Origin of the sequence: Ruegeria arenilitoris (genome assembly GCF_013035315.1) — a bacterium.
In the GTDB taxonomy this organism is placed as follows: Bacteria; Pseudomonadota; Alphaproteobacteria; order Rhodobacterales; family Rhodobacteraceae; genus Ruegeria; species Ruegeria arenilitoris_D.
In genome coordinates this window covers 174,340-198,898 of record NZ_WQHP01000006.1, presented here as the reverse complement: position 1 = coordinate 198,898, position 24,559 = coordinate 174,340, and the positions used below count along the sequence as shown (strand labels likewise).

Below are 24,559 nucleotides of genomic sequence, written 5' to 3'. Positions count from 1 at the left end.
AAAGGCCGCAGCGCGTTGCTGCGGCCTGTATTCGGGTTGTTCGAAACTTAGTCGCGCAGCAGTTCGTTGATACCGGTTTTCGAGCGGGTCTTCTCGTCAACACGCTTTACGATCACGGCGCAGTACAGGCTGACGTTGTTCTTGGACGGCATCGAGCCCGCAACCACCACCGAGTATGGCGGCACTTCGCCATACATGACTTCACCGGTTTCACGATCGACGATCTTGGTCGACTTGCCGATGAACACACCCATCCCCAGAACCGAGCCTTCGCGAACGATACAGCCTTCGACGACCTCAGAACGCGCGCCGATAAAGCAGTTGTCCTCAATGATGGTCGGCCCCGCCTGCATGGGTTCCAGAACGCCGCCGATGCCAACACCGCCGGACAGGTGCACGTTTTTGCCGATCTGCGCGCAGGAACCAACGGTAGCCCAGGTATCAACCATGGTGCCTTCGTCAACATAAGCGCCAAGGTTCACGAAGGACGGCATCAGCACAACGCCGGGAGCGACATAGGCCGATTTGCGAACCACACAGTTCGGAACCGCGCGGAAACCGGCGGCGCGCCACTGGTTTTCACCCCAACCGGCGAACTTGCTGTCCACCTTGTCCCACCAGCCGCCGCCCTGCGGACCACCGGCCTGGATTTCCATGTCCTTGATGCGGAAGCCCAACAAAACCGCTTTCTTGGCCCACTGGTTCACGTGCCAGTCGCCGCTTTCCAGCTTTTCGGCGACACGCAGCGAGCCGCTGTCCAGCGCGTTCAGCGTATCCTCGATCGCTTCGCGCTGTTCGCCGGTGGTGGCGGGCGTGATAGTATCGCGCGCCTCCCAGGCGGCTTCGATAGCGGTTTCCAGTTGCGCGTTGGACATCAGATAGCTCCCTGCAGAATCTGTTCACGTTTGTTTGGCCTATACGCAACTGCACCTCGTGGTGCAATGCGACGCAGAACGACCAAATTGCGTCCAGATCGCTGGTGGATCAGCTGGCCCGCCGGATATGGCGCGTCAAAATCGAAACGGCAGTCGTTGTATCCTTGCGTTTCAGGGCCTGAACAATGGCCGCATGATCGCTGTCCGCGCGCTGCACCCATTTGGGACGCCAGTGGGCAAACAGGTGGCGCGCACTAGCGATGTGCAGGTCATCAATGGCATGCAACAGGCGCGGCAACCCGCAGGGCGTCAGGATTGCCCGGTGAAAGGCGCGGTTGCGCGCCTCCCAATCGGGCATAGTCTGCGCTGCGTCACAAGCGATGCGCGCCTCGTCCGCCAGTTTGATCGCGCCGGGCGACATATTCTGGACAGAGTGTTGGAGGGCTAGCGACTCCAGCGCGACCCGCATCTCGATCACTTCGCGTACCTCAGCCGGATCCAGCGCCGTAACACGCATGCCCCTGCGCGGTTCACTTTGGGCAAGGCCATGCGCCTCAAGCCGCAGCAAAGCCTCGCGCACCGGAACGTGGCTGGTGTTAAAGGCGCGCGCAATGTGATCCTGGCGCAGCTTTTCACCGGCCAGCAATTCGCCGGTGATGATTTTCTGGCTGAGGTTCTGGTAGATTGAGTCGGCGATCGTGGCGGTCATAGATTATCGATAAAATTCTTAACCTGCTTCCACAAGCCGATAATTCACTCCAAAAACGGATCAGGAGAGATATTTCCGCCGCAGACCAGAACCGCCACACGTTCGCCCGGCTGCGGCTTGTACGCGCCCGAAGTCAAAGCGGCCAATGCGGTCGCACCTGCGGGCTCAACCAGAATACGATGACTCCGCCACAACAACCGCTGCGCGTCTGCAATTGCATCGTCCGACACCAGAACCGAGGTCATACCCCGCGCCAGACCGAAACAGATGCCGCCGATCCGCCGGGCGCCCAGCGCATTGGCTGCGATCCCTGACACCGAAACGTCCACCGGCTCACTTGCCTGCAACGCCGCATTCAAGGCACAAGAAGTTTCGGGCTCGACCGCGACGACCTTTCTTGCGCCGTCAAACCAGGCAAGAGCCCCCGCGATCAGACCGCCACCGCCGACAGCGACCAGAACGGTGTCGGCCTGCAATCCTTGCGCGTCCCATTCCCGGAAACACGTCCCCTGCCCTGCAACGGTTGCGGGGGCATCATAGGCATGGATTTGCATCGCACCGCTCGCTGCCTCATGTTCCTGCGCGGCGTTCAGGGCATTGGCGTATTCGCCCTGAACCACAGTCAGGTCCGCGCCGGTCTGTTTGATCAAGGCGATTTTGGAGGGGCCCGCAAGCTCGGGCACAAAGATTTTGGCCGGATGGCCCAGTGTTTGTGCCGCATAAGCCGCCGCTGCACCGTGGTTGCCGCCAGATGCCGCCACAACGCCCGCCTCCGGCACCTCATGGCTCAGCAAGGTATTGAACGCTCCGCGCGCCTTGAAGCTGCCGGTGTGCTGCATGTGTTCAAGCTTCATCTCAATCGGGTCATCCAGCCCGGGAACACGGCACTCCATCACGGGCGTCACCTGCGCATATCCATCGATCCGTTCGGCGGCTGCGGAAATTTCGGTCTTCCAATTCATTCTTGTTCTTCCGTGACTGGCACTCTGCCCGCGAACCCTATAGCTGTTTTAGGAACACGCAACCAGGGAACCATCACCGATGAGAGAAGACCGCCTGAGCCCATTCCGCGACGCACAGACCGACCGCTCGACCGCGAGCGAGGTACCGGACACGCCGCAGACGCGCTCATCCGCTTATCGCCTTGCCTTTGCAGATGACGATTTCCTGTGCCGGGACGAACTGCGTCCCGTGCGCCTGCAGCTGGAATTGCTGAAACCAGAAATGATCATGTCCGAGCGTGAAATCACCTCGACCATCGTCATGTTCGGCGGCGCACGTATCCCCGAGCCATCCAAGAAACACACCGCGCGAACCGAAACGCTGGCCAATCTGTCTGAGTATTATGACGAAGCGCGTGAGTTTGCGCGGCTGATGACCAAGAAATCCAACGAAACCGGTTGCCGCGAGAACGTCATCGTCACCGGTGGCGGCCCCGGCGTGATGGAGGCTGGGAACCGCGGGGCTCAGGATGCGGGCGGCTGTTCCATTGGTTTGAACATCGTACTGCCGCACGAACAGGCGCCGAACCTCTATGTCACGCCCGATCTCAGCTTTAACTTCCACTATTTCGCCATCCGCAAGATGCATTTCCTGATGCGCGCCCGTGCCATCACCATCTTCCCCGGTGGCTTTGGCACGATGGATGAATTGTTTGAGTCCCTGACCCTGATTCAGACCGGTCGGATGGAGCGTGTCCCCTTCCTGCTGTTCGGTCGCGAATTCTGGGAAAAGGTCATCAATTGGGAGGCGCTTGCGGACGCAGGCACCATCTCGGACGAAGACCTGGACCTGTTCCGCTTTGTCGACACCGCGCAAGAGGCGGTCGACATCATCGAGAACTGGGAACCTGCCCCGCCCCGCGACGAAATTCCGGGACGCTGAGACATGAAGAACCCAAAGACCGGTGAGATGCTGCACCTGCGCGGCAATGCGTTGTCCAAAGGTGAGCCTGTGGCCCTACCGCTGACGCAGAGCAGCATGTACCACCTGCCGGGCGCGCCGGACGGTCACCCAACCTACGGTCGCGTCGACAACCCGACTTGGGTGCATCTGGAACACGTGCTGGCCCATCTGGAAAACGCGCCTTGCCTGACCTTTCCGTCGGGCATGGGCGCGATCTCGGCAGCATTGTTCGCGACGGTCAAAGCCGGGTCCCGCGTCCTGATTCCATCGGACGGATACTACGTCACACGACTGTTGGCCGACCGGTTTCTGTCGAACCTCGGCGTCTTGGTCACTGAACGCCCGACGACCGCGTTTGATCAAGGCGGCTTCGAAGGGTTCGACGTGGTCTTTCTGGAAAGCCCTTCGAACCCCGGGTTGGACATGATGGACCTGCCCGCCATCGCCTCTGCTGTACGTGCGGCCGGAGGGATCACCATCGCCGACAACACGACCATGACCCCGTTGGGCCAACGCCCGCTGGATATGGGTATCGATGTCGTGGTTGCCTCGGACACCAAGGCGATGGGCGGACATTCGGACCTGCTGATGGGGCATGTTGCCAGCCGCGACGAGAAAATCATGGAACGGGTGGAAGAATGGCGGCGCGTGTCCGGCGCGATCCCCGGCCCGCACGAGGCATGGCTGCTGCATCGTGGTTTGGAAACGCTGGATGTACGGTTCGACCGGATGTGCAGCTCGGCGCAGGTTCTGGCGGAACGGCTGGCCAATCACCCGGCGATCACGGCGATCCGCTATCCCGGCCTGCCGGGCGACCCGTCACACGCGCTGGCCAATGCACAAACGACACGGTTCGGGTTCCTGCTGTCAATTACGTTGGCCTCGGAAGAAAAAGCCGAGAGCTTTATCAATACCTGTCCGTTACTGCGACCCGCCACCTCGTTTGGTGGTGTCCACAGCTCGGCAGAACGTCGCGCCCGTTGGGGCGACGACGTTGATCCGGGTTTCGTCAGGCTCTCGGTCGGATGCGAACCGGTCGAAGAATTGTGGCAGGCATTCGAGACCAGTCTAAACGCGCTATAGTTACTTCTTGGGCTCGCGCAGTTCCTTGAACACGTAGATCGGCAGGACCACGCTGGCGATCAATGCGCCCAGCCAGACCAGAAGCGTTGCCGCCAGCAGGTTGGAAATTCCACCGACCGTCAGACCGTTGGTGACCAGATCGGTTATCAACAGACCAACAAATGTCACGATCAGGGCAATCCCGCCTTTGATCGCGGGAGCACGTTTCTCGCCCAGTTTCAGGATCAACGGCTCGGCAATCCACTGGACCAGCGTAAAGACGATCACCACCACGATGAACGAGATTGGTCGGATCGCAAACTCCGGCAGCAATATCGCGGCAAGCAACAACCCGATGGCATTGCCGGCCAAAAGGGCCAGAATGGACTTGAGTCTGCGTGTCATGGGGATCTCCGTCAGCGTTCACCTAAAAACATGCATATGTTAACAGACCTGCAGGAATTTGCGAGCGGTTTCAAAAGCCTCTTCCTTTTGGCCCTTTGAAAACGCATGATAAAACCATCCTGTTCAGCCCGACCCGCGAGAGGTGAGATGAGCGACGATCCCTATTCCGCCCTTGGTGTCGCCAAAGATGCCAGCGATGCCGAGATCAAAAAAGCCTATCGGCGCATCGCCAAGGTATGCCACCCCGACCTGAAACCGGGCGATGCCGAAGCCGAGGCCAAGTTCAAGGCCGCTGCCGCCGCATACGATCTGTTGAAAGACCCTGAAAAGCGAGGGCAATACGACCGGGGTGAGATTGATGCCTCGGGTCAGGAACGCCCGCAACAGCAGTATTACCGCGACTATGCCGAGGCCGCAGGAAACCCCTATCGTGGACGGGCTGCAGACCCGGACGACATGTCGGACATCTTCGCCGAATTCATGCGGGGGCGCGGCGGGTATGGCCAGCGCACACACGAGTTTCATGCGCCGGGACACAACCGCAACTACAGCCTGCAGATCAGCTTTCTGGATGCGGTGTTTGGCGCCAGCCAAAAGCTGACCTTGCCCGACGGCGACCGGATCGAAGTGAAAATCCCAGCCGGTATCACCGACGGTCAGACCATCCGCCTGCGCGGCAAGGGCGATCCGGGATTTGGTGAAGGACCTGCGGGCGATGCTCTGGTCACGGTCTCGGTCGCCAAGCACCCGGTCTTTGACCGTCAGGGCGACGACATCCACATCACTCTGCCGATCACCATCGACGAGGCTGTTCTGGGTGGCAAAGTGCCTGCCCCCACCATTGATGGTGGCGTTAATGTCAGTGTTCCGGCGGGTACCAGCAGTGGTAAGACCTTGCGACTGCGTGGCAAGGGGGTGAAGAAACGGGGCTCCTCCGATCGTGGGGATCAACTGATTGAACTGACGATCGCAATGCCTGACGAGATCGATGATGAATTGAAGCAATTCATGGAGACGTGGCGCGAAACCCACAGCTATGATCCCCGGAAAGGAATGCCGTCATGACCCGCACCCTGACCGAAGAGCAGCTGATTACGACCGTCACCCGCCTGACGTCGTCCCGTTTGACCGAGTATCTGGCCGCCGAGATTGTCATCCCTGAACAAACCGATCAGGGGCTCGTCTATCACAGTCTGGACGTGGCGCGGCTGGAACTGGCCTGCGAATTGCACGATCAATACGAGATGGAGCCTGACGCGCTGTCGATGATGATCTCACTGATCGACCAGATGCATGGCTTGCGCGCAGAACTGCGCGAGGTGCTGTCCGCGGTCGAGGCGCAACCGGAACCGGTGCGACAGACCCTGATCGAAGTGATCGGCACCGCCCGGTTCGGCCGCAAATAGCCGACGCTCAGTTGCCGACCGCGTAATCCTCGGGCACGAAGAACGTGTAGTCCCGGTCAGCCACCGCTTCGTGGCAGTCGTGGCAATAGGCGACCGCTGCGGCGCGTGCGCCCATCGTATCGCCGAACAGCGACCCGTCCGGCATCACCATGATATAGCGCCAATCCGCAGTGTCCGGGTTGGCACCTTCGGCAAGTTTTTCCATCACGAACAAAGCGCCGGGGTGGACGTTGCCCTCATCCGTCACGGTAACGCTGTCCTTGGCCAGAACCGACCCCATCGGCAGCTTTTCACCCTCGGCCAAAGTACCATAGTTATGCGCCATGCGGTTGGCATAACTGTTCACATAACGCTGCCCGTGGGTTGCTGAGATGTAGGGCGCATCGTTGAACAACGGCCAGGCCTGATAGTTGATCAGCTGGTCCAATTGCGCCGCGGCATAGCCACGCTCCATCCGCCGCTGCAGGGACTTGTAAATGCGCAGAGCCTCTTCCTTGGACAGCTCCGCAGGGTTCTCGATGGCAAGATGCGCATCCTCACCACTGGATTGTGCTTCTGCCCCATGCGCGACTAAGCCCGCAAGGATTACAACCGCAAATGATGTCGAAAACAATTTTTCAAATCGGTAAAACATTTAATTGGCCCACCTGGTTCAAAAGGTTCGCCTGAACGCCGCGATACACGTACCCAAAAAGTAGCGGCCATGAACAAACGCGCCACAAACGGATGGTGAAACTCACCGCTTCGTGCACAGACATGAGGCAGCAGCCCCCGGTTTCGGCCCTTAAAACATATCAAATTGCGCATACAAATGACAGCGGACAGAATATTAATTTCTGTCCGCGCACTGCACAAATCTTGGGCGGATCAGCTTTGCAAGCCTGCTTCAGCTGCGATCTGTTTGCGCGACTTACGCGCGCGCTCGGTGGCCGACTTGAGCTGACCACAGGCGGCCATGATGTCCTCGCCCCGTGTTTTGCGGATAGGAGAGGCATAGCCCGCCTGATAGATGATGTTTGCAAAAGCACGGATACGATTGTTCGAGCTGCGCTTATAAGGCGCGCCCGGCCATTCGTTGAACGGGATCAGGTTGATCTTGGCCGGGATGTTATAGCGCTTTATGTGGTCGATCAGTCGATGAGCGTCCTCATCGCTGTCGTTCACACCGTCCAACATCACGTATTCAAAGGTGATCCGTTCCGAGTTCGATGCTTTGGGATAGCTGGCCAAAGCTTCCAGCAACTCTTCGATGTTCCAGCGCTTGTTGATCGGCACCAGCACGTCACGGGTTTCATCGGTGGTGGCGTGAAACGAGATCGCCAGCAGGCAGCCGATTTCCTCAGCCGTCCGCGCGATTTCCGGCACAACGCCGGAGGTCGACAGCGTGATCCGACGGCGCGACAGGGAAATCCCTTCCGGGTCCATCGCGATCTTCATCGCGTCACGGACGTTTTCAAAATTATAGAGCGGCTCGCCCATGCCCATCAGAACGATGTTCGACAGCAGGCGGGTTTCATCCTTTGGCGCGCCGGGGGTCGGCCATTCCTCAAGATCGTCGCGAGCCATCATCACCTGGCCAACAATCTCGGCCGCCGTCAGGTTGCGCACCAGTTTCTGCGTACCGGTATGGCAGAAGGAACAGGTCAGCGTGCACCCCACCTGAGACGAGATACACAGCGTACCGCGATCTTCTTCGGGGATATATACCACCTCGACCTCATGCCCGCCCGCGATGCGGCACAGGTATTTGCGCGTGCCATCCTCAGACACTTGACGCGTCACGACCTCGGGGATCTCGATCACGAATCTCTCGGCCAGCTGCGCACGATACGCTTTTGCCAGATTGGTCATCTCGGCAAAGTCGCGCACGCCCCATTGGTAAATCCACTGCCAGATCTGGCCGGTGCGCATCTTGGCCTGCTTTTCCGGCGTGCCGTGTTCGATGAGCGCCTCGCGCAGTTGATCACGGGTCAAACCCACAAGGTTCACCTTCCCCTCTGGCAATTTGCGGGGGATGGTCATGACGTCTTGAGTGATCGGCGCTTTGGGCGACATTGGCTTATCTCAACGGATTCTGGCTTGGGATGCGCCTCTATATAGGATCGCGCGCAAAGATCAAAAGAAATCGTGACGCTTAATTTGTCATTCGCAGCAATTCGTCCACGCGCTCGCGCCCCAGATCAACCCGGCAAGACGTAATTCCAATACCCGTACCTGATCCGCCGCCAAACCAGGCGCCCACTGCCTCGCATTGCGTATCGCGATAAGCTTCCCAGGCAGCTTGTGCGGCCTCGAGCGCGGGCTGGGCAACAACGCGATCCGTCACCTCATCCAGCTCTTGCGCTGCGGCAAGGGCAAATGAGTAACTCTCGGCCACCGCCTGATTCACGCGCGCTTCCATATCGGAAACGCACGCGCCGATCTCGACCTGCGAGCCAGCGTCCGAGCATTCCAGCGTCGGATCGGCTACAGCGGCAAATGGAATAAGAAAAGCAATCAAAGCCCAGCGCATGGTCGTTTCCTCCTGATCGAAACCGTACTAAGTACCGGACTATCACATTTTGGGAAACGTAACTAAGGCAACCTAGCCAAAAGGTTCTATAGCCAATTCTGCGCGTCTAGTGAGACTAGGTTCAGGTGCCCGCGGGTGGAATAAAGCAGTCCTCTGCATCCAGGGTTTTGACCGGATCGTCCGGGCCACACTGTTCACCAGTGATCGGATAGGTATTAGTATCTTTTTCGCATGCGCTCAGAAACGCGACGGCCATCATAAGCAAAACTGTCAGTGATTGCTTCAACATCAGAAAACTCCCCGCATAACTTAGGATTTTATTGTGCTGAAATTCGGTCGGCTTTCCTTGATACGGATCAATAAATGCGGGAAAGACGAAGCAGTCGTTTCTAAAGAAAGCAAAAGCCCCGCCATATGACGGGGCTGCTTGCAAGGGTCTTGCCAGATCAATCGGTGCAGCGCTTTTCCGCGTCTTCGATTGCGGCCGTAAAGCCCAGCAAAGAGAACGTATCCTTGGTCTGGGTACCGCGTTCCGAACGTGCCGTCAGAACAGCCTCGGTGCCGCGCTTCATCGCGGCGACCACCTTCAGGTCTTCGCCTTCGGTTGCCGGCCAGGCCCATTCGCCTTCGGTGATCAGTTCAAACTCGGTCCCGTCGATCTCAAGGTTTACGGTCGATCCCGCCGCAAACGGGTAGCCGCCGGTGAAGGTGACTTGACCTTTGACCTCGGCATTGGGGCGGTAGAACACGAATAACAGGATGTCACTACGGCGCACCGAGACCACGCGACCACCGCGGGTGTTTACGGTTTCCTTGGGGGCAGACACGCTCCAGCACTCGGTGGGATCGTCTTCGACGAAAACGCTCCAATCCGTTTTTGCCGCCACACGATTTGTGCTGGTCCCCTGCTGAGCGGTTGCGGTTGTGGCCATTCCTGCCACGCACAGGCCCGCGATCACACGGACGAGTTTTGATCCCATCTGTCCAGCCTCCTAGCTCGACCTAATACCTCATACCCATCGAAGATGCGTACGAACTCTGCCGGTTCGTCTGTAAGTTGCGTATTCCGATGATTGTCGACATACACACACTAACGCAGGTTTCGCCACAGGCGAAAGGGCGATTGGCAGAATTTTGCGCATATTATGGAGGGGCCAGATGACGCAGCCGGTACCAATGACAGAACTGTGGCGTGGCCCATTGCTGGAAAGCCTGCATCTGGGCCACGCAGTGATCTGTGATGACAGTGGTCAGATCGTGCAAAGCTGGGGCGATCCCAACGCCGTGATCTATCCCCGATCCTCGGCAAAAATGATCCAGGGACTGCCGTTGATTACGTCCGGCGCTGCTGCGAAGTATGGCCTGAACAGCGAACATCTTGCTCTAGCCTGCGCCTCTCATAGTGGCGCGCATATTCACACGGATCGCGTAACCGCCTGGCTGGATCACCTCGGGCTGGCCGAGCACGACCTGCGCTGCGGCCCACAGGAACCGCAGGACATGGCGGCGCGGGATGGGCTGATCCTTGCCGATGATACGCCCTGCCAGATTCACAACAATTGTTCAGGCAAACACTGCGGGTTCCTGACTGTAGCACAGCATATGGGGGCCGGACCGGAATACCTTGAGATCGACCACCCGGTACAGCAGGCCTGCCTGTCCGCCCTGGAAGAGACCACCGGCGAAACCAGCCCGGGCTACGGGATCGACGGGTGCTCGGCACCGAACTTTGCCACTTCTCTGGTGGGCCTTGCGCGCTCGATGGCGTGGTTTGCGTCAGCTGCTGACCGGTCTGACCGGGCCAGCCACGCCGCGCAGCAACTCACCGCCGCCATGATCAAACATCCGGAACTGGTCGCTGGCGAAAGCCGCGCCTGCACTGAACTTATGCGAGCGATGAACGGACGCGCCGCGATCAAGACCGGGGCCGAGGCGGTTTTCGTCGCGATCATTCCCGAGAAAAAGCTGGGCGTTGCACTGAAAATCACCGACGGCACTACCCGCGCCAGCGAATGCTCGATTGCTGCCATTCTGGTCAGCTTGGGAGTGCTGGAGGCCGAGCACCCGGCCACCCGCAAATTCATGAACGCGGTTCAGTATTCCCGTCGCGGAATTGAATGCGGCGTGATCAGACCTGCGCCGGGGTTTCCCGGCTAAGGCTCACATCTCGATCTCGTGCACCTCGGCAACTTCGACCGAGCCTGAGCCGTTGACGACCATGGGGCACCCCTTGGCCATCTCGGTCGCGGCGTCAATGCTGTCGGCCTTGATGACCGTAAAGCCCGAAGCCGGATTGGCCCCGCCATTGTCAACAACGCCGCTTGAGCTGACCGTATAGGACTGCCCCACCGGGTTGCCGGGGATGTCCAGAGCTTCGCCCATGTTCTGGAACCACGCGCCCCAGGCGGCCATGGTTGCTTCGACTTCGGCGGGGTCGGTTGGCGTGGTTCCACCGTGATAGACAAACAAATATTGGGGCATTTCTCTTCCTCCGTGATAAAACCTATTGAAATTGCGCTTCGAGTTTCCGCAGCGACGAGGTCCAACCGGAATTGTGGTTGGCAGCGATCTCATCATCGCCAAGGTCGCGATGATCCAGGATCAGGCGGGCACCATTCCCCGCAGGTTCGACCGTCAACGTCACATGGCTTTCGGCTCCGCGCTGGTCCTGATCATCATGCCACCCCCAAGTGAAACCGACTGAATTGGGCGGGTCGACATGGGTTACTTGGCCGGAAACTTTGTACCGCTGGCCTTCTTCATTCACCATGACCGAGTACCATGGCCCAAGGCGCGAGAAATCCAGATCATGTTCCGGCACATGCAGCCCCTCGGGGCCCCACCACTGCAACAGCTTTGCGCCATCGCTGATCCAGGCAAACAGGTTTTCCGGAGTGGTGGGGAACTCACGTTCCAGTTTCAGGTCGGCCATGAATTTTCCCTTTCAATGAGGTCACCCAAGCGATCAAGGCTGTTTTCCCAGAACTCACGTTTGGAAATGGTCCATTCCGCGATCGCCCGCAGTCCGTCAGGTTGGATAGAATACATCCGCTGCGTGCCCTGCACGCGCTGTCGTACCAGCCCGGCCTCGCGCAGCACTTTAAGATGACGCGAGATTGCGGCACCAGACATTCCCCGCCCTTCAATCAGGTCTCCGGCGGGCAGCTCGCCGTCCTGCATCAGTTGCTCGACAATCGAGAACCGAGTGGAATCGGACAAAGCAGAAAATGTGTTTATCAGAGTGTTCATAGCCATTATTTAACACAAAAGTTAAATAATGGCTAGCCGGTTTATTCGGACACGAATTCCGAACGGTTGTAGCCCTGCACATACAGTAACGCCGTCAGGTCCCCGTGGTTCACACGAACCTCGCACTGCTCGGCCACCGTTGGCTTGGCATGCAGCGCGACGCCGGTTCCCGCTCGATGCAGCATCCCCAGGTCGTTCGCGCCATCACCAACGGCCAGCACATCCGCCTCTGCCAGACCCAAACGCGCAGTAATTTGCTCCAGCGCATCAACCTTGGCCTGACGTCCCAGAATCGGCCGCTGGACGTCTCCGGTCAGCTTGCCGTCCTCTGCCAACAGAGTGTTGGCGCGGTTTTCATCAAAACCAAGCACCTCGGCGACCTTGGCCGTGAATGCGGTGAACCCGCCGGAAACGAGGGCGGCATAACCGCCATTCGCACGCATCGTGGCGACCAATTCCTTGCCGCCAGGCATCAAGGTGATGCGTTCGTCCAAAACCTTTCCGATCACCGCCTCATCCAGACCTTTCAGCAAGCCGACCCGTTCGGTCAGCGCACCTTCAAAGTCCAACTCGCCATTCATGGCACGTGCAGTGATGTCCTTGACCCGATCTCCCACACCGGCCTCATCGGCCAGTTCGTCAATGCATTCCTGCTGGATCATGGTGCTGTCCATATCGGCCAGCAGCATCTTTTTCCGTCGCCCCTCTGCCGGTTGGGCAACCAGATCGACGCCCATGGGCTGCAGATCGCCCCAAACGTCCCAAAGGTTCTTTGGAATATTGGGCAGCGTAAACTCGGCCGCCTCATCCGGGCTGAGCCACTGGATCTCACCGCCGCCCCAAGCATTCCGCATCGACTCGACCAAATACGGGTCCAGATTTGGCGCAGCTGGGTTGGTCAAAAGGGTGGCAACGTACATATTCGATCTCCGGCAAGCTCACCTGCGCATATCGCAGGTGCAGCATTTTCGCCAGAGACAGTTTGGGACTACCCTAAAATACCCGGCAGACGCAGCCCGTGTTCACGGGCACAATCCTTGGCAATGTCGTACCCTGCATCCGCGTGGCGCCAAACGCCCGAGGCCGGATCATTCCAGAGAACCCGCTTCAACCTCCGCGCAGCATCCTCGGTGCCATCAGCGCAGATCACGACGCCCGCATGCTGGCTGAAGCCCATTCCGACCCCGCCCCCGTGATGCAAAGATACCCACGTTGCCCCACTGGCCGTATTGATCAGAGCGTTCAGCAACGGCCAATCCGAAACCGCATCCGAGCCATCCAACATCGCTTCGGTCTCGCGGTTGGGGCTTGCCACCGAACCCGAGTCCAAATGGTCGCGGCCGATCACAACTGGCGCTTTCAACTCACCATTGGCCACCATCTCGTTGAAGGCCAGCCCAGCGCGGTGACGGTCACCAAGACCGATCCAGCAAATCCGCGCGGGCAGGCCCTGAAACGCGATCCGCTCTTGTGCCATGTCGATCCAGCGATGCAGGTGCTCGTTTTCGGGAAACAACTCCTTCATCTTGGCGTCGGTCTTGTAGATGTCCTCGGGGTCGCCCGACAGGGCACACCAGCGAAACGGGCCGATCCCTTTGCAGAACAGCGGGCGGATATAGGCAGGGACAAAGCCGGGGAAGGCAAAGGCGTTCTCAAGCCCTTCATCCTGTGCCACCTGCCGGATGTTGTTGCCATAATCAAGCGTCGGCACGTCCGCGTTCCAGAAATCGACCATCGCGGCAACGTGCTGCTTCATCGACACTCGTGCAGCCTTTTCGACCGATTTAGGGTCTGTTTCCCGCTTCTCGCGCCATTGTGCCATAGTCCAGTCCAGCGGCAGATAGCCGTTGATCGGATCATGGGCGCTGGTCTGATCGGTGACGATATCCGGGCGCATTCCACCCTCGGACATACGGCGGTAAATCTCGGGGAAGACCTCTGCCGCATTGCCCAGCAGGCCGACCGACTTCGCCTCGCCCGCCTTGGTCCAGCGGTCGATCATCTCAAGCGCCTCATCCAGCGTTTCCGCCTTTTCGTCGAGGTACTTCGTGCGCAGTCGGAAATCGATGCTGTCCGGGTTGCATTCAACAGCCAAACAACAAGCCCCGGCAAACACCGCAGCCAACGGTTGCGCGCCACCCATGCCGCCCAGCCCACCGGTCAAAATCCACTTGCCCGTCAGATCGCCGTCATAGTGCTGACGCCCTGCCTCGGCGAAGGTCTCATAGGTGCCCTGAACAATGCCTTGCGTACCGATATAGATCCATGAGCCAGCCGTCATCTGGCCGTACATCATCAGACCCTTCTTATCGAGCTCATTGAAGTGGTCCCAGGTCGCCCAGTGGGGCACGAGGTTGGAATTGGCGATCAGCACCCGCGGTGCATCCTTGTGCGTCTTGATAATCGCGACAGGCTTGCCGGATTGGACGATCAGGGTTTCGTCTTCTTCCAAGTCCTTCAAACCGGCCACAATAGTGTCGAAGTCCTTCCACGTCCGCGCCGCGCGGCCGATACCGCCATAGACCACCAGCTCATGCGGGTTCTCGGCTACGTCCGGGTGCAGGTTGTTCATCAGCATTCGCAGGGGGGCTTCGGTCACCCAGCTTTTGGCGTTCAACTCGGGGCCGGTCGGCGGATAGATGTCGCGGGTGTTTTTACGCGGATCGCTCATTTCTGGGCTCCTTGTGCGGTCAGTGCGCCCGAGAGGGCGAGGTCATTGAGACGGGTCAGCATCGTTCTCAGATGCGGGCGGAGTTTCGCGGCACGGTCCTCACGCCACTTCCATGGGGGCGATTCATCCATGTAAGCGCGTTGCGCGATCTCCATCTGAATTGCGTGGATGCCCTCAGCCGGGCGACCATAGTGACGGGTGGTCCAGCCACCACGAAACCGGCCATTTAGAACCGAGGTGAACCCCTCGGCGTGGCTAGCCGTGTCTTGCACCGCCTGTTCAATAGCCGGGGCGCATGTCTGACCGTCATTGGTTCCGGTATTGAAGACTGGCAGCTCACCATTAAACAAGAACGGGATCAGCGAGCGGATCGAGTGGCAATCGAACAAAACCGCCACGCCATGCTTGCTTAGAACGCGGTCCAACTCCTCGCGCAACGCATCGTGATAGGGTGCGTGGTACTTGTTCCTCCGGTCCTCGACCTCATCGACAGGTGGTTCCTGACCATCGATCCAGATCGGTAGCCCGTCGAAATCGGTCAGAGGGACAAGCGTTGTCGTGTTCTGACCGGGGTAAAGCGAGACGCCAGCCGGGTCCCGGTTCGCATCTATGACGTAGCGATGGACATGCGATTGCACGACCGTCACATTGGTCAAAAGCCTTTTATAGAGCCTGTTTATGTGCCAATCGGTATCCGTCAAACCATGCCCTGTTTCGTTCAGGCGCGCCGCAATTTCATCCGGCACATACGTCCCCCCATGGGGCTGTCCCAGCACTACAGGACCGTCGCCGCGCTGCACGCTGAACACCTGCATCAGACAAGCTCCGGCATTTGAGTACCTGCGGCCGAAAGGATATCCCCTTTGGCCACCAGATGCTTTGCGGTCTCAAGCTCGGGGGCAAGATAGCGGTCTTCGGTCAGTGTCGGGATGTCCGCTCGCAGCCGGTCGATGACCTGCTGCAACGGGGTGCTGGTTGCCAATGGCGAACGGAACTCGACACCCTGCGCCGCGCATAACAACTCCACCCCCAGGATGTAATTCAGGTTCTCGACCATCCGAGTCAGTCGTCGCGCACCGTGCGCTGCCATGGACACGTGGTCCTCTTGGTTCGCCGATGTCGGTGTACTGTCCGTCACGCAGGGATTGGCCAAATGCTTGTTCTCGCTCATCAGCGCAGCCGTCGTGACTTCGGCGATCATCAGACCTGAGTTCAGCCCCGGGTCCGGCGTCAGGAACGGCGGCAGATCAAAGCTGAGCGCCGGGTCCACCATCAAAGCAATACGCCGCTGTGCAATTGCACCAACCTCGGACAAGGCCAGCGCAATCATATCGGCTGCAAAGCCCACAGGCTCGGCATGGAAATTGCCGCCGGACACAATCGCCCCGGCCTCGGTCAGAACCAGGGGGTTATCAGTGGCGGCGTTCGCCTCAATCTCAAGCGTTGCAGCGGCCTGCCGCATCACGTCCATAGCCGCGCCGGTGACCTGTGGCTGGCACCGGATGCAATACGGGTCCTGCACGCGCGTGTCGCCATCCCGATGGCTTTCGCGGATCTCGGACCCGGCCAGCGCGGCGCGCATGGCGCTGGCTGCCTCGGTCTGCCCGCGGTGGCCTCGCAGCGTATGAATATCGGGTTGCAAGGGGGCTGTTGACCCCATGATCGCATCCGTCGACAGGGCCGAGATGACCAGCGCGCTCTGCGCGGCACGCCAGGCTTCAAACAACCCGGCCAGGGCATATGCTGTTGAAAACTGCGTGCCGTTGATAAAGGCCAGTCCCTCTTTGGGACCTAATTGAATAGGCTCTAATCCGGCGGTTTTCAGCGCTTGTTCGCCGGGCAGGATGGTTCCGTCGACCTCTGCCTCACCTTCACCGATGATCACCGCTGTCATATGTGCCAGAGGTGCAAGGTCGCCCGACGCCCCCACCGACCCTTGCGCCGGGATCACCGGGGTGACGCCTTTGGCCAGCATCTGTTGCAGCAGCCCAATCAGCTCCCACCGAACGCCAGAGGCTCCGCGCCCGAACGAGAGCAGTTTCAGCGACATCATCAGGCGCGTCACGCGGTGCGGCACGGCCGGTCCGACACCACAACAATGGCTGAGGATCAGGTTGCGCTGCAAAGTCGAGGTGTCCTTGGCCGCGATCTTATGGCTGGCCAGTTTGCCAAACCCTGTGTTGACCCCGTAAACCGGCTGCTCGCCCGCCGCGGCCTCCAGAATGCGTTTGGCCGCCGCTTCGACCTGCGGTTTGCACGCGGTGTCCAGTGTCACTGCGGGTTCCGACCAATACACCTCGGCCAAGTCCGACAAAGTCACCTGACCAGGCACCAGCGAGAGAGTTTTCATCACACACCTCCGAAAACGCGTTTGTGCAGAGGATTAAAGCCGATGCGATAGGACAGCTCGGCCGGGTGAGAGACGTCCCAAACGGCCAGATCCGCACGCTGACCCGGGGTCAAAACACCGGTGTCGTCCAACCCCAGGGCGCGGGCTGCATTGCGGGTGACACCGGCCAACGCCTCTTCGGGTGTGAGGCGGAACAGGGTGCAGGCCATATTCATCGTCAGCAACAATGAGGTCAGCGGCGAAGACCCGGGGTTGCAATCCGTCGCCAGCGCAATCGGCACCCCGTATTGGCGCAACAGATCGACCGGCGGCACCTGTGTCTCTCGCAGTGTGTAGTACGCCCCCGGCAACAGCACGCCGACGGTACCGGCCTGCGCCATGGCAGAGACACCATCCTCATCCAGATACTCGACGTGATCCGCGGATAGCGCGCCGTATGAGGCCGCCAAGGCTGCCCCTCCAAGGTTCGAAAGCTGTTCGGCGTGTAGTTTGACCGGAAGATTCAGCTCTTTCGCGACATCAAAAACCTGAGCAATTTGCGCGGGGCTGAACGCGATGCCTTCGCAGAACCCGTCGACAGCGTCCACCAGCCCCTCCTGATGCGCCTGCCGCAAGGTCGGGATACATACTTCGCGGATATAGCCGTCCGCGCGGTCCGCGTATTCGGGCGGCACCGCATGGGCACCCAGAAAACTGGTTTTGACGCGGACAGGGCGCGATTGCCCGATCCGGCGGGCCGCCCGCAGCATTTTGAGTTCGGTTTCGGCGTCCAAGCCATAGCCCGACTTGACCTCGATGCAGGACACGCCCTCGGCCAGCAAGGCATCGACGCGCGTCAGAGCATCTTTCATCAACTCTTCCTCACTCGCCGTACGGGTCGCCTTGACCGTGGACAGAATTCCGCCCCCTGCTCGCGCTATCTCTTCGTAAGATGCTCCGTTGAGGCGCATCTCGAACTCGACTGCCCGGTTTCCTCCGAAGACGACATGCGTGTGCGCATCAATCAAGGCGGGTGTGATCAGCCGGTCGCCGAAATCGTCAACAGGCCAATCGGAGTATTCCGCAGGCAAGGCACTGCGCGGCCCGACCCAGGCGATCTTGTCATCGTCAACGGCCAGCGCCGCGGCCTGAACCATCCCATAAGGGTGCGACCCACCACTCATGGTCACTACCTGCTTACCTAAAAGGACAGATTTTTTTGCCATGTCGAATCTTTTGGGCTCCCTTTGTCGTTGGATTTTTCGTATACGTATAAAAAATTAAAGTCTACACAAATTGGAAATACGATGACGATCCACGCCAAAACCGCTTTGTTAGGTTCTAACTGGGTCAGTGACCTGCGGCTGGAAATCGACCAGGGACACATAAAGACGCTGGATATCGGGTCATCAGCCCAGCCCGCTGACACACAGGTTGATGCGTTGCTGCCCGCGCCGGGAAACCTGCACAGCCATGCGTTTCAGCGGGCTATGGCGGGTATGACCGAAGTGCGCGCGGCTGGACGCGAGAGCTTTTGGACCTGGCGAACGCTGATGTACCGGTTCCTCGACCGGCTGACGCCAGAGCACATCGAAGCCATTGCCGCGCTGGTCTATCTTGAGATGCAAGAGGCTGGCTACGCCTCGGTCGGTGAGTTCCACTATGTCCACCACCAACCGGGCGGTGCGCGCTATGCGCAGACGTCCGAGTTAAGCCAGCGCATCTTCGCCGCTGCTGCACAAACTGGGATCGGGCTGACGCACCTTCCGGTGCTTTACACTTATGGCGGGGTCGAACAGCAATCCTTGGCGGGCGGCCAGTTGCGCTTTGATAACTCAGTGGATGAGTTTCTGAACCTGGTCGAAGAGTGCCGTTCGGCCCTGCCCCATGCGGAGTCGACCCTTGGAATCGCTCCGCATTCCTTGCGGGCCACATCTCCCGCGGACTTGCAAAGGGTCCTGCGGGCCTCTCCGGCTGGTCCCGTCCATATCCACATCGCTGAACAACTCAAAGAGGTGGCCGATGTCGAGGCCGCGCTGGGTCAGCGCCCAGTGTCGTGGCTGATGGGCAATGTCGACGTCGATCACCGCTGGTGCCTGATCCACGCGACTCACATGACGGATGATGAGACGCGCGCCGTTGCGCGATCTGGTGCGGTTGCGGGCTTGTGTCCGATCACCGAGTCCAACCTGGGGGACGGTATCTTTAACGGGTCTGTCTATATCGACGCAGATGGTCGTTTTGGCGTTGGATCAGACTCTAATGTGCGAATTTCTCTACCCGAAGAGCTGCGGACGCTGGAATATTCTCAACGCCTGCGCGATCACGCGCGTACTGTTCTGGTCAAAGACGAAGGCTCGGTTGGTCAGACGCTTTATACCGGAGCCGCCCGTGGCGGCGCACAGGCGCTCGGGCGAAATGCGGGCGAAATCGCGGTCGGCAAACTGGCCGATCTAGTTGCAATCGACCGCACCCACCCCACGCTCTGCGCCTTGACCGATCAGCAATTGCTGGACGGGCTGTGCTTTGCTGCCCCCGACGGGTTGGTGACCGATCTGTGGTCGGCGGGGCGGCATATGGTGCAGCAAGGCCGCCACATCGAACGGGAGCGCGTTATCCCTGCCTACAAGGCTGCGATTGCCGATCTTCTGGCCGATGTCTAAACGGGCACTTGGAAGGAAACAGGCCTCATGACCCAATCGAGTGACACCACCAGTTACAGGGATATCAAAGAAACCGTTCTGGCGCGCATTCGGTCGGGTGAATGGCAGCCGGACTCTTTGCTGCCTAATGAGCAGGAACTGGCAGTCGAGTTTTCCTGCACCCGAACAACCGTGAACCGCGCGCTGCGAGAATTGGCGGATGAGGGCTATCTGGAACGTCGCCGCAAGGCCGGAACGCGTGTACTGAGCGCGCCGCAGCGACAGGCCCGCTTTACCATCCCCATGGTGCGGGACGAGGTCGAGGCAATGGGCGGCACCTATCGCTATGCGTTGGTATCCTCGGGAGTGGAACCCGCCCCCGATTGGTTGCGCGCGCGCCTGGCGCTGACGTCGGACCAAAGCGTCATGCACGTGCGCTGCATGCATTTCAACGGCAATACACCGTTCCAATACGAGGATCGCTGGATCGTCATCGACTCGGTTCCGCAGGTCGCCGACGCCGATTTTGCCGCAATAGGCCCGAATGAGTGGCTGATCCAGACTGTGCCCTTCACAAATGTCGAGCTGAGTTTCCTGGCCAGCCGGGCCGATAAGACTGTGGCGGGGTTCCTTGACCTCCCCGTGGGAGAACCGGTTTTCACAGGTGAGCGGATCACATGGCTTGAGGGTCAGCCGGTTACCTTTGCCAAGATGTACTTTGCGGCCGGGTATCGCATGACAACCCAGTTCTGACACGGGCGTTTTTCGCTTTACGGTACCGCTGATCCGCGCCAGTTTTAGCCAACTTGGACCGGCGCGAAGGAATGACGGGATGGGCAACCCTCTTTATGATCGACTGTTTGGCATCCACGCAGGCAAGGACACTCCGTTCCTGTATCTGCCCGACGGTCAAACACTGACCCATGCGGCTTTTCTGGACATGGCTGCGCGGATCGCCAACGCGCTGACCGGGTTCGAACTGCAGCCCGGAGACCGGGTCGCAGTTCAGGTTGAAAAGTCACCTGAAGCGCTGGCACTTTATGCAGCCTGCGCGCAAGCCGGGTTGATCTTTCTGCCGCTCAACACCGCGTACAAATCCGCCGAACTGGAGTACTTCATCGAAAATAGCGGCGCGGCGCTGGTTGTCTGCGATGAGGCCAGCACGGCAGAGCTCACGCCGATCGCACAAGCGCAGAATGCGCGGCTCGAGACCCTGAACGCGGACGGGTCCGGCAGCCTGATGCGCAGGGCTTTGGGAATGCTGCCCGCGTTTGAACCCGCCCGGCGAACCGAAGAGGATCTGGCTGCGTTCCTTTATACCTCGGGCACAACAGGGCGATCCAAGGGTGCGATGCTGACGCAGGCAAACCTGTTGTCCAATGCTGAAACGCTGGTGCAGGAATGGCGATTTACCAAGGACGACGTGCTGCTTCATGCCCTGCCGATCTTTCACACCCATGGGCTGTTCGTGGCGACGAACGTCATTCTGGCCTCGGGCGGAGCAATGATCTTTCTGCCAAAGTTCGATCTGGAGGACATCCTGCGCCTGATGCCCCAAGCGACCTCGATGATGGGTGTGCCGACCTTCTACACCCGTTTGCTGGCGGATGATCGGTTCACGGGTGATCTGGCGCACCATATGCGGCTGTTCATTTCAGGCTCCGCCCCCTTGTTGGCCGAGACCCATGAAAAGTTCGAAGCCCGGACCGGCCACCGCATCCTGGAACGCTATGGAATGACGGAAACCAACATGAACACCTCGAACCCCTATGACGGCGAGCGCCGCGCTGGGACTGTGGGGTTCCCCTTGCCGGATGTCGAACTGAAGGTGACCGACCCTGAAACAGGCGAGACTCTACCGCAGGGTGAAATCGGCATGATTGAAGTGCGCGGACCAAATGTTTTCGAAGGATATTGGCAAATGCCCGAGAAAACCGCTGCCGAATTGCGAGAAGACGGGTTTTTCATCACGGGCGATCTGGGGCGCGTCGACGACGACGGCTATGTCCATATCGTCGGGCGAGGCAAAGACCTGATCATCTCGGGTGGGTTCAACATCTATCCCAAAGAGATAGAGCTGGTGCTGGATGACCAGCCCGGCGTGCTGGAAAGCGCGGTAATCGGCGTGCCCCACCCGGACTTTGGCGAAACTGTCCTGGGCATTCTGGTGGCCGAGCCGGGTCAGACGCCGGATATTGAAGCTATTATGTCCACCGTGCAAACCGAGTTGGCCCGATTCAAACACCCCCGGGAGTTGATCCTGCTGGATGAACTGCCGCGCAACACCATGGGAAAGGTGCAGAAAAACGCCCTGCGGGACCGCTACAAAGGGCTGTTTACCTCGGATTAGGCTCTAATCTGACCCGGCCTGCATCGGTTAGCAGCCAACAATCGCTCCCTTCGAAGACCGCCGTGGCAAGGGGCCGACCATAGCCCGCACCTGCGTCCAGATTGACACGGTTGCCGCAATGTTCTGCCCGGTCCACAGGGGTATGACCATGCACGATCAGCCATGGGTGCGGGCGGGCATCGCCCAAGAATTCCTGCCGTATCCAGACAAGATCGTCTTCGATCTGTTGATCCAGTTGAACGCCCGGATTGATCCCCGCATGGACAAACAGCAGCTCACCTTCCTGATGAAAGGTAGGCAAGCCATTCACAAACTCGAAGTGGGCTTGTGGAACGGCCGCCAGCGCGCGTTCGTGGACCTGAAAGATGCGGTCCGTGTCTGCGACGTCGACCCCGTAAGAGGCCAGCGTTTCACGCCCACCCAACCGTGGGTGCAGCCAGCTCAGAGTGATCGGCAAATGTTTGTCCGCAATCTCACAACGCTCGACAAAGCGGGCCATCATTCGGTCGTGGTTGCCTTTGACCATGACCCAGTTCCGCCCAGCGCGTTGCCCCTCGATCAATAGATCCAGCACCTCGCGACTATTCGGGCCGCGGTCCACATAGTCCCCTAAGAAGACGACCCGTGCATCCGGGCCGCCGTCGTATTCGATCCGGGCCAAGGCCGCATGCAGCATGCCCAACTGACCATGAACATCGCCGATGGCGTAAATGGGAGTACTCAATTCAGTGCCTCTTTGAAATCGTCAGGCGCTTTGTGCAGCAACTAGATTGCAGAAAAAAGACAATGCCCGCACATTCTAGCGCGGGCATCGTTCAGATCATAAATTACGGGCCGCCGATCAGGCCACGTCAAACTGTAGCGGCTTGATCTGCGTGAACAGGCCCGTTTCGGCCAGTTTTGCGCGCGCCTCGGCGGGCACCGGTTCGTCGACATAGAGCAAAGCGATGGCTTCGCCGCCCGCCTCAGCCCGGCCCAGCGTAAAGTTCGCGATGTTGACGTCGTTCTCGCCCATTGTCTGGCCAAGCGCGCCGATGATGCCGGGGACGTCCTCGTTAGTGGTATAGAGCATGTGCGCGCCGACTTCGGCATCAATATTGATGCCCTTGATCTGGATAAAGCGCGGCTTGCCGTCGCTAAAGACAGTGCCCGCAATCGAACGTTCGCGCTTGTCGGTCACCACGGTCACTTTGATGTAGCCGTCAAATACACCGGATTTGTCCTGATTGGTCGTCGACAGCTGAATGCCGCGCTCTTTCGCCACGACAGGCGCCGATACCATGTTTACCTCAGGGTTGAACTTTTTCATGATCCCCGCGACGACGGCGCAGTTCAGGGCGGCAAGGTTCATTTCAGCGGCCACACCGTCATACAGGATGTTGATCGCTTTGACCGGCTCATCCGTCATCTGGCCGATGAAGCTGCCGAGATGACCTGCCAGCTTGATCCACGGGCCCATGACCTTGGCCTCTTCTGCTGTAACGCTGGGCATGTTCAGCGCGTTCTCGACCGCGCCGGTCAGCAGGTAGTTCGAGATTTGCTCGGCCACCTGCAGGGCCACATTCTCCTGCGCCTCGGTGGTCGCGGCACCAAGGTGAGGCGTGCAGACCACGTTCGGCAGATTGAACAGCGGGTTGTCCTTGGCAGGCTCGACGCTGAATACATCAAAGGCCGCACCGGCCACGTGGCCGGATTGTAGCATCTCGGACAGCGCCTCTTCGTCGACCAGACCACCACGCGCGCAGTTGACGATGCGCACACCGGGTTTGGTTTTGGCCAGATTCTCACGGCTCAGGATGTTGCGGGTCTGGTCAGTCAGCGGCACGTGCAGAGTGATGAAATCCGCGCGCGCCAGAAGCTCGTCCAGTTCGACCTTTTCCACGCCCATTTGCGCGGCTTTCTCCTCACCCAGATAAGGGTCGTAGGCAATGACCTTCATCTTCAGGCCCAGCGCGCGTTCGCAAACGATACCGCCAATGTTGCCCGCACCGATGACGCCAAGGGTCTTGTTGGTCAGCTCGATCCCCATGAACTTGGACTTTTCCCACTTACCCGCATGGGTCGAGGTGCTGGCCTCGGGGATCTGCCGAGCCACGGCAAACATCATTGCAATCGCGTGTTCGGCGGTGGTGATCATGTTGCCGAAGGGTGTGTTCATCACGATCACACCCTTTTTCGACGCGGCATCCTTGTCGATGTTGTCAGTGCCGATCCCGGCACGACCTATCACTTTCAGCTTGTCAGCCTTCTCCAGAATGGTTGGTGTGACCTTGGTGGCCGAACGGATGGCAAGACCGTCATACTGGCCGATCACCTCGGCCAGCTTGCCTTTGTCCTTGCCCAGATCAGGCATGAAATCCACGTCGATGCCGCGATCACGAAAGATCTGAACGGCGGTTTCGCTGAGCTTGTCAGATACGAGTACTTTGGGGGACATTTCTCTG

General features: G+C 59.3%; 27 protein-coding genes. 8 read left to right on the top strand and 19 right to left on the bottom strand.

Features of this window, described 5'->3' with window-relative positions:
- Positions 1-47 precede the first annotated feature (47 nt).
- The 3 genes from dapD to GOV53_RS14785 form a co-directional block, all read right to left on the bottom strand.
- Positions 48-875 carry a 2,3,4,5-tetrahydropyridine-2,6-dicarboxylate N-succinyltransferase gene (dapD, locus tag GOV53_RS14795; protein WP_170467846.1) on the bottom strand — a complete coding sequence of 276 codons (828 nt, stop codon included), beginning with the start codon at positions 873-875 and terminating at the stop codon, positions 48-50.
- Between the two features lie 109 nt (positions 876-984).
- The gene (locus GOV53_RS14790) at positions 985-1,584 is read right to left on the bottom strand and encodes a GntR family transcriptional regulator (RefSeq protein WP_170467844.1); all 600 of its coding nucleotides are present in this window, start codon (positions 1,582-1,584) and stop codon (positions 985-987) included.
- 44 nt (positions 1,585-1,628) lie between these two features.
- On the bottom strand, positions 1,629-2,546 hold the full coding sequence (locus GOV53_RS14785) for a threonine/serine dehydratase (RefSeq protein ID WP_170467843.1): 918 nt from the start codon (positions 2,544-2,546) through the stop codon (positions 1,629-1,631).
- 79 nt (positions 2,547-2,625) lie between these two features.
- On the opposite strand from GOV53_RS14785, the gene GOV53_RS14780 reads away from it, so the two are divergent.
- Together GOV53_RS14780 and GOV53_RS14775 are read left to right on the top strand one after the other, a co-directional pair.
- Positions 2,626-3,468, top strand: a complete 843-nt coding sequence (locus GOV53_RS14780) for a TIGR00730 family Rossman fold protein (RefSeq protein ID WP_170467841.1) — start codon at positions 2,626-2,628, stop codon at positions 3,466-3,468.
- Positions 3,469-3,471: 3 nt separating this feature from the next.
- The gene (locus tag GOV53_RS14775) at positions 3,472-4,572 is read left to right on the top strand and encodes a cystathionine gamma-lyase (RefSeq protein ID WP_170467839.1); all 1,101 of its coding nucleotides are present in this window, start codon (positions 3,472-3,474) and stop codon (positions 4,570-4,572) included.
- Here GOV53_RS14775 and GOV53_RS14770 read toward each other — a convergent pair whose 3' ends face one another.
- Positions 4,573-4,956, bottom strand: a complete 384-nt coding sequence (locus GOV53_RS14770; RefSeq protein WP_170427620.1) for a hypothetical protein — start codon at positions 4,954-4,956, stop codon at positions 4,573-4,575.
- Positions 4,957-5,103: 147 nt separating this feature from the next.
- Between GOV53_RS14770 and GOV53_RS14765 the strand changes: the two genes are divergently transcribed.
- Both GOV53_RS14765 and GOV53_RS14760 read left to right on the top strand, forming a co-directional pair.
- The gene (locus GOV53_RS14765; RefSeq protein WP_170467837.1) at positions 5,104-6,021 is read left to right on the top strand and encodes a DnaJ C-terminal domain-containing protein; all 918 of its coding nucleotides are present in this window, start codon (positions 5,104-5,106) and stop codon (positions 6,019-6,021) included.
- On the top strand, positions 6,018-6,362 hold the full coding sequence (locus GOV53_RS14760) for a hypothetical protein (RefSeq protein WP_170467835.1): 345 nt from the start codon (positions 6,018-6,020) through the stop codon (positions 6,360-6,362). Before GOV53_RS14765 ends, GOV53_RS14760 begins: the two co-directional genes overlap by 4 nt.
- Positions 6,363-6,369: 7 nt before the next feature.
- Here the strand turns inward: GOV53_RS14760 and GOV53_RS14755 are convergent, their stop codons facing one another.
- The 5 genes from GOV53_RS14755 to GOV53_RS14735 form a co-directional block, all read right to left on the bottom strand.
- Positions 6,370-6,996 carry a cytochrome P460 family protein gene (locus GOV53_RS14755; RefSeq protein ID WP_170467833.1) on the bottom strand — a complete coding sequence of 209 codons (627 nt, stop codon included), beginning with the start codon at positions 6,994-6,996 and terminating at the stop codon, positions 6,370-6,372.
- Between the two features lie 233 nt (positions 6,997-7,229).
- Positions 7,230-8,417 (bottom strand): 23S rRNA (adenine(2503)-C(2))-methyltransferase RlmN, encoded by a 1,188-nt coding sequence (rlmN, locus tag GOV53_RS14750; RefSeq protein WP_170467830.1) that lies wholly within the window; start codon positions 8,415-8,417, stop codon positions 7,230-7,232.
- Positions 8,418-8,496: 79 nt separating this feature from the next.
- The gene (locus tag GOV53_RS14745) at positions 8,497-8,874 is read right to left on the bottom strand and encodes a lysozyme inhibitor LprI family protein (protein ID WP_170467828.1); all 378 of its coding nucleotides are present in this window, start codon (positions 8,872-8,874) and stop codon (positions 8,497-8,499) included.
- A 121-nt stretch (positions 8,875-8,995) separates the two neighbouring features.
- Positions 8,996-9,307, bottom strand: a complete 312-nt coding sequence (locus GOV53_RS14740; protein ID WP_170467564.1) for a hypothetical protein — start codon at positions 9,305-9,307, stop codon at positions 8,996-8,998.
- A gap of 13 nt (positions 9,308-9,320) precedes the next feature.
- Complete coding sequence (locus GOV53_RS14735) at positions 9,321-9,854, bottom strand: invasion associated locus B family protein (RefSeq protein WP_170467826.1); 534 nt, start codon at positions 9,852-9,854, stop codon at positions 9,321-9,323.
- A gap of 178 nt (positions 9,855-10,032) precedes the next feature.
- Here GOV53_RS14735 and GOV53_RS14730 point away from each other — a divergent pair, with 178 nt between their 5' ends.
- Positions 10,033-11,031 carry an asparaginase gene (locus tag GOV53_RS14730; protein ID WP_170467824.1) on the top strand — a complete coding sequence of 333 codons (999 nt, stop codon included), beginning with the start codon at positions 10,033-10,035 and terminating at the stop codon, positions 11,029-11,031.
- A 3-nt stretch (positions 11,032-11,034) separates the two neighbouring features.
- On the opposite strand, the gene GOV53_RS14725 is transcribed toward GOV53_RS14730, so the two are convergent.
- The 8 genes from GOV53_RS14725 to hutI all read right to left on the bottom strand — a co-directional run bounded on the left by GOV53_RS14725 (position 11,035) and on the right by hutI (position 18,349).
- Complete coding sequence (locus tag GOV53_RS14725) at positions 11,035-11,355, bottom strand: YciI family protein (RefSeq protein ID WP_170467822.1); 321 nt, start codon at positions 11,353-11,355, stop codon at positions 11,035-11,037.
- Positions 11,356-11,377: 22 nt separating this feature from the next.
- Positions 11,378-11,806 (bottom strand): SRPBCC family protein, encoded by a 429-nt coding sequence (locus tag GOV53_RS14720; RefSeq protein WP_170467821.1) that lies wholly within the window; start codon positions 11,804-11,806, stop codon positions 11,378-11,380.
- Positions 11,794-12,123 (bottom strand): ArsR/SmtB family transcription factor, encoded by a 330-nt coding sequence (locus GOV53_RS14715; RefSeq protein WP_170467819.1) that lies wholly within the window; start codon positions 12,121-12,123, stop codon positions 11,794-11,796. The genes GOV53_RS14720 and GOV53_RS14715 overlap by 13 nt, the downstream gene beginning before the upstream one ends.
- A gap of 41 nt (positions 12,124-12,164) precedes the next feature.
- Positions 12,165-13,043 carry a phosphoserine phosphatase SerB gene (gene serB, locus GOV53_RS14710; protein WP_170467817.1) on the bottom strand — a complete coding sequence of 293 codons (879 nt, stop codon included), beginning with the start codon at positions 13,041-13,043 and terminating at the stop codon, positions 12,165-12,167.
- A gap of 68 nt (positions 13,044-13,111) precedes the next feature.
- Positions 13,112-14,794, bottom strand: a complete 1,683-nt coding sequence (hutU, locus tag GOV53_RS14705; RefSeq protein WP_170467815.1) for a urocanate hydratase — start codon at positions 14,792-14,794, stop codon at positions 13,112-13,114.
- Positions 14,791-15,609: an N-formylglutamate deformylase gene (gene hutG / locus GOV53_RS14700; RefSeq protein ID WP_170467813.1), complete on the bottom strand. Its 819-nt coding sequence runs from the start codon at positions 15,607-15,609 to the stop codon at positions 14,791-14,793. Before hutG ends, hutU begins: the two co-directional genes overlap by 4 nt.
- Complete coding sequence (gene hutH / locus GOV53_RS14695; RefSeq protein ID WP_170467811.1) at positions 15,609-17,144, bottom strand: histidine ammonia-lyase; 1,536 nt, start codon at positions 17,142-17,144, stop codon at positions 15,609-15,611. The genes hutG and hutH overlap by 1 nt, the downstream gene beginning before the upstream one ends.
- A complete protein-coding gene (hutI, locus tag GOV53_RS14690; protein WP_170467810.1) occupies positions 17,144-18,349 on the bottom strand; it encodes an imidazolonepropionase in 1,206 nt (401 codons plus the stop codon). The genes hutH and hutI overlap by 1 nt, the downstream gene beginning before the upstream one ends.
- 81 nt (positions 18,350-18,430) lie before the next feature.
- Here hutI and GOV53_RS14685 point away from each other — a divergent pair, with 81 nt between their 5' ends.
- The 3 genes from GOV53_RS14685 to GOV53_RS14675 all read left to right on the top strand — a co-directional run bounded on the left by GOV53_RS14685 (position 18,431) and on the right by GOV53_RS14675 (position 22,115).
- Positions 18,431-19,786, top strand: coding sequence for a formimidoylglutamate deiminase (locus tag GOV53_RS14685; protein ID WP_170467808.1), 1,356 nt, complete (start codon positions 18,431-18,433; stop codon positions 19,784-19,786).
- Between the two features lie 27 nt (positions 19,787-19,813).
- Positions 19,814-20,518, top strand: coding sequence for a GntR family transcriptional regulator (locus GOV53_RS14680; protein ID WP_170467806.1), 705 nt, complete (start codon positions 19,814-19,816; stop codon positions 20,516-20,518).
- Positions 20,519-20,597: 79 nt separating this feature from the next.
- Positions 20,598-22,115 carry a malonate--CoA ligase gene (locus tag GOV53_RS14675; RefSeq protein ID WP_170467804.1) on the top strand — a complete coding sequence of 506 codons (1,518 nt, stop codon included), beginning with the start codon at positions 20,598-20,600 and terminating at the stop codon, positions 22,113-22,115.
- Here the strand turns inward: GOV53_RS14675 and GOV53_RS14670 are convergent.
- Both GOV53_RS14670 and serA read right to left on the bottom strand, forming a co-directional pair.
- Positions 22,102-22,839, bottom strand: a complete 738-nt coding sequence (locus GOV53_RS14670; protein ID WP_170467802.1) for a metallophosphoesterase family protein — start codon at positions 22,837-22,839, stop codon at positions 22,102-22,104. The genes GOV53_RS14675 and GOV53_RS14670 overlap by 14 nt on opposite strands.
- A gap of 117 nt (positions 22,840-22,956) precedes the next feature.
- Positions 22,957-24,552, bottom strand: a complete 1,596-nt coding sequence (gene serA / locus GOV53_RS14665) for a phosphoglycerate dehydrogenase (RefSeq protein WP_170467801.1) — start codon at positions 24,550-24,552, stop codon at positions 22,957-22,959.
- Between the last annotated feature and the right edge of the window lie 7 nt (positions 24,553-24,559).

Bases quoted from the DNA above. Each gene is read 5' to 3' on its own strand.
- GOV53_RS14770 (WP_170427620.1), bottom strand. From the start codon at position 4,956: ATGACACGCAGACTCAAGTCCATTCTGGCCCTTTTGGCCGGCAATGCC.
- GOV53_RS14760 (WP_170467835.1), top strand. From the start codon at position 6,018: ATGACCCGCACCCTGACCGAAGAGCAGCTGATTACGACCGTCACCCGC.
- hutG (WP_170467813.1), bottom strand. From the start codon at position 15,609: ATGCAGGTGTTCAGCGTGCAGCGCGGCGACGGTCCTGTAGTGCTGGGA.
- GOV53_RS14755 (WP_170467833.1), bottom strand. From the start codon at position 6,996: ATGTTTTACCGATTTGAAAAATTGTTTTCGACATCATTTGCGGTTGTA.
- serA (WP_170467801.1), bottom strand. From the start codon at position 24,552: ATGTCCCCCAAAGTACTCGTATCTGACAAGCTCAGCGAAACCGCCGTT.
- GOV53_RS14715 (WP_170467819.1), bottom strand. From the start codon at position 12,123: ATGAACACTCTGATAAACACATTTTCTGCTTTGTCCGATTCCACTCGG.
- GOV53_RS14745 (WP_170467828.1), bottom strand. From the start codon at position 8,874: ATGCGCTGGGCTTTGATTGCTTTTCTTATTCCATTTGCCGCTGTAGCC.
- hutH (WP_170467811.1), bottom strand. From the start codon at position 17,144: ATGAAAACTCTCTCGCTGGTGCCTGGTCAGGTGACTTTGTCGGACTTG.
- GOV53_RS14730 (WP_170467824.1), top strand. From the start codon at position 10,033: ATGACGCAGCCGGTACCAATGACAGAACTGTGGCGTGGCCCATTGCTG.
- GOV53_RS14790 (WP_170467844.1), bottom strand. From the start codon at position 1,584: ATGACCGCCACGATCGCCGACTCAATCTACCAGAACCTCAGCCAGAAA.
- GOV53_RS14735 (WP_170467826.1), bottom strand. From the start codon at position 9,854: ATGGGATCAAAACTCGTCCGTGTGATCGCGGGCCTGTGCGTGGCAGGA.
- GOV53_RS14780 (WP_170467841.1), top strand. From the start codon at position 2,626: ATGAGAGAAGACCGCCTGAGCCCATTCCGCGACGCACAGACCGACCGC.
- GOV53_RS14775 (WP_170467839.1), top strand. From the start codon at position 3,472: ATGAAGAACCCAAAGACCGGTGAGATGCTGCACCTGCGCGGCAATGCG.
- GOV53_RS14785 (WP_170467843.1), bottom strand. From the start codon at position 2,546: ATGAATTGGAAGACCGAAATTTCCGCAGCCGCCGAACGGATCGATGGA.
- serB (WP_170467817.1), bottom strand. From the start codon at position 13,043: ATGTACGTTGCCACCCTTTTGACCAACCCAGCTGCGCCAAATCTGGAC.
- GOV53_RS14725 (WP_170467822.1), bottom strand. From the start codon at position 11,355: ATGCCCCAATATTTGTTTGTCTATCACGGTGGAACCACGCCAACCGAC.
- hutI (WP_170467810.1), bottom strand. From the start codon at position 18,349: ATGGCAAAAAAATCTGTCCTTTTAGGTAAGCAGGTAGTGACCATGAGT.
- GOV53_RS14765 (WP_170467837.1), top strand. From the start codon at position 5,104: ATGAGCGACGATCCCTATTCCGCCCTTGGTGTCGCCAAAGATGCCAGC.
- GOV53_RS14675 (WP_170467804.1), top strand. From the start codon at position 20,598: ATGGGCAACCCTCTTTATGATCGACTGTTTGGCATCCACGCAGGCAAG.
- hutU (WP_170467815.1), bottom strand. From the start codon at position 14,794: ATGAGCGATCCGCGTAAAAACACCCGCGACATCTATCCGCCGACCGGC.
- GOV53_RS14685 (WP_170467808.1), top strand. From the start codon at position 18,431: ATGACGATCCACGCCAAAACCGCTTTGTTAGGTTCTAACTGGGTCAGT.
- GOV53_RS14720 (WP_170467821.1), bottom strand. From the start codon at position 11,806: ATGGCCGACCTGAAACTGGAACGTGAGTTCCCCACCACTCCGGAAAAC.
- GOV53_RS14680 (WP_170467806.1), top strand. From the start codon at position 19,814: ATGACCCAATCGAGTGACACCACCAGTTACAGGGATATCAAAGAAACC.
- dapD (WP_170467846.1), bottom strand. From the start codon at position 875: ATGTCCAACGCGCAACTGGAAACCGCTATCGAAGCCGCCTGGGAGGCG.
- rlmN (WP_170467830.1), bottom strand. From the start codon at position 8,417: ATGTCGCCCAAAGCGCCGATCACTCAAGACGTCATGACCATCCCCCGC.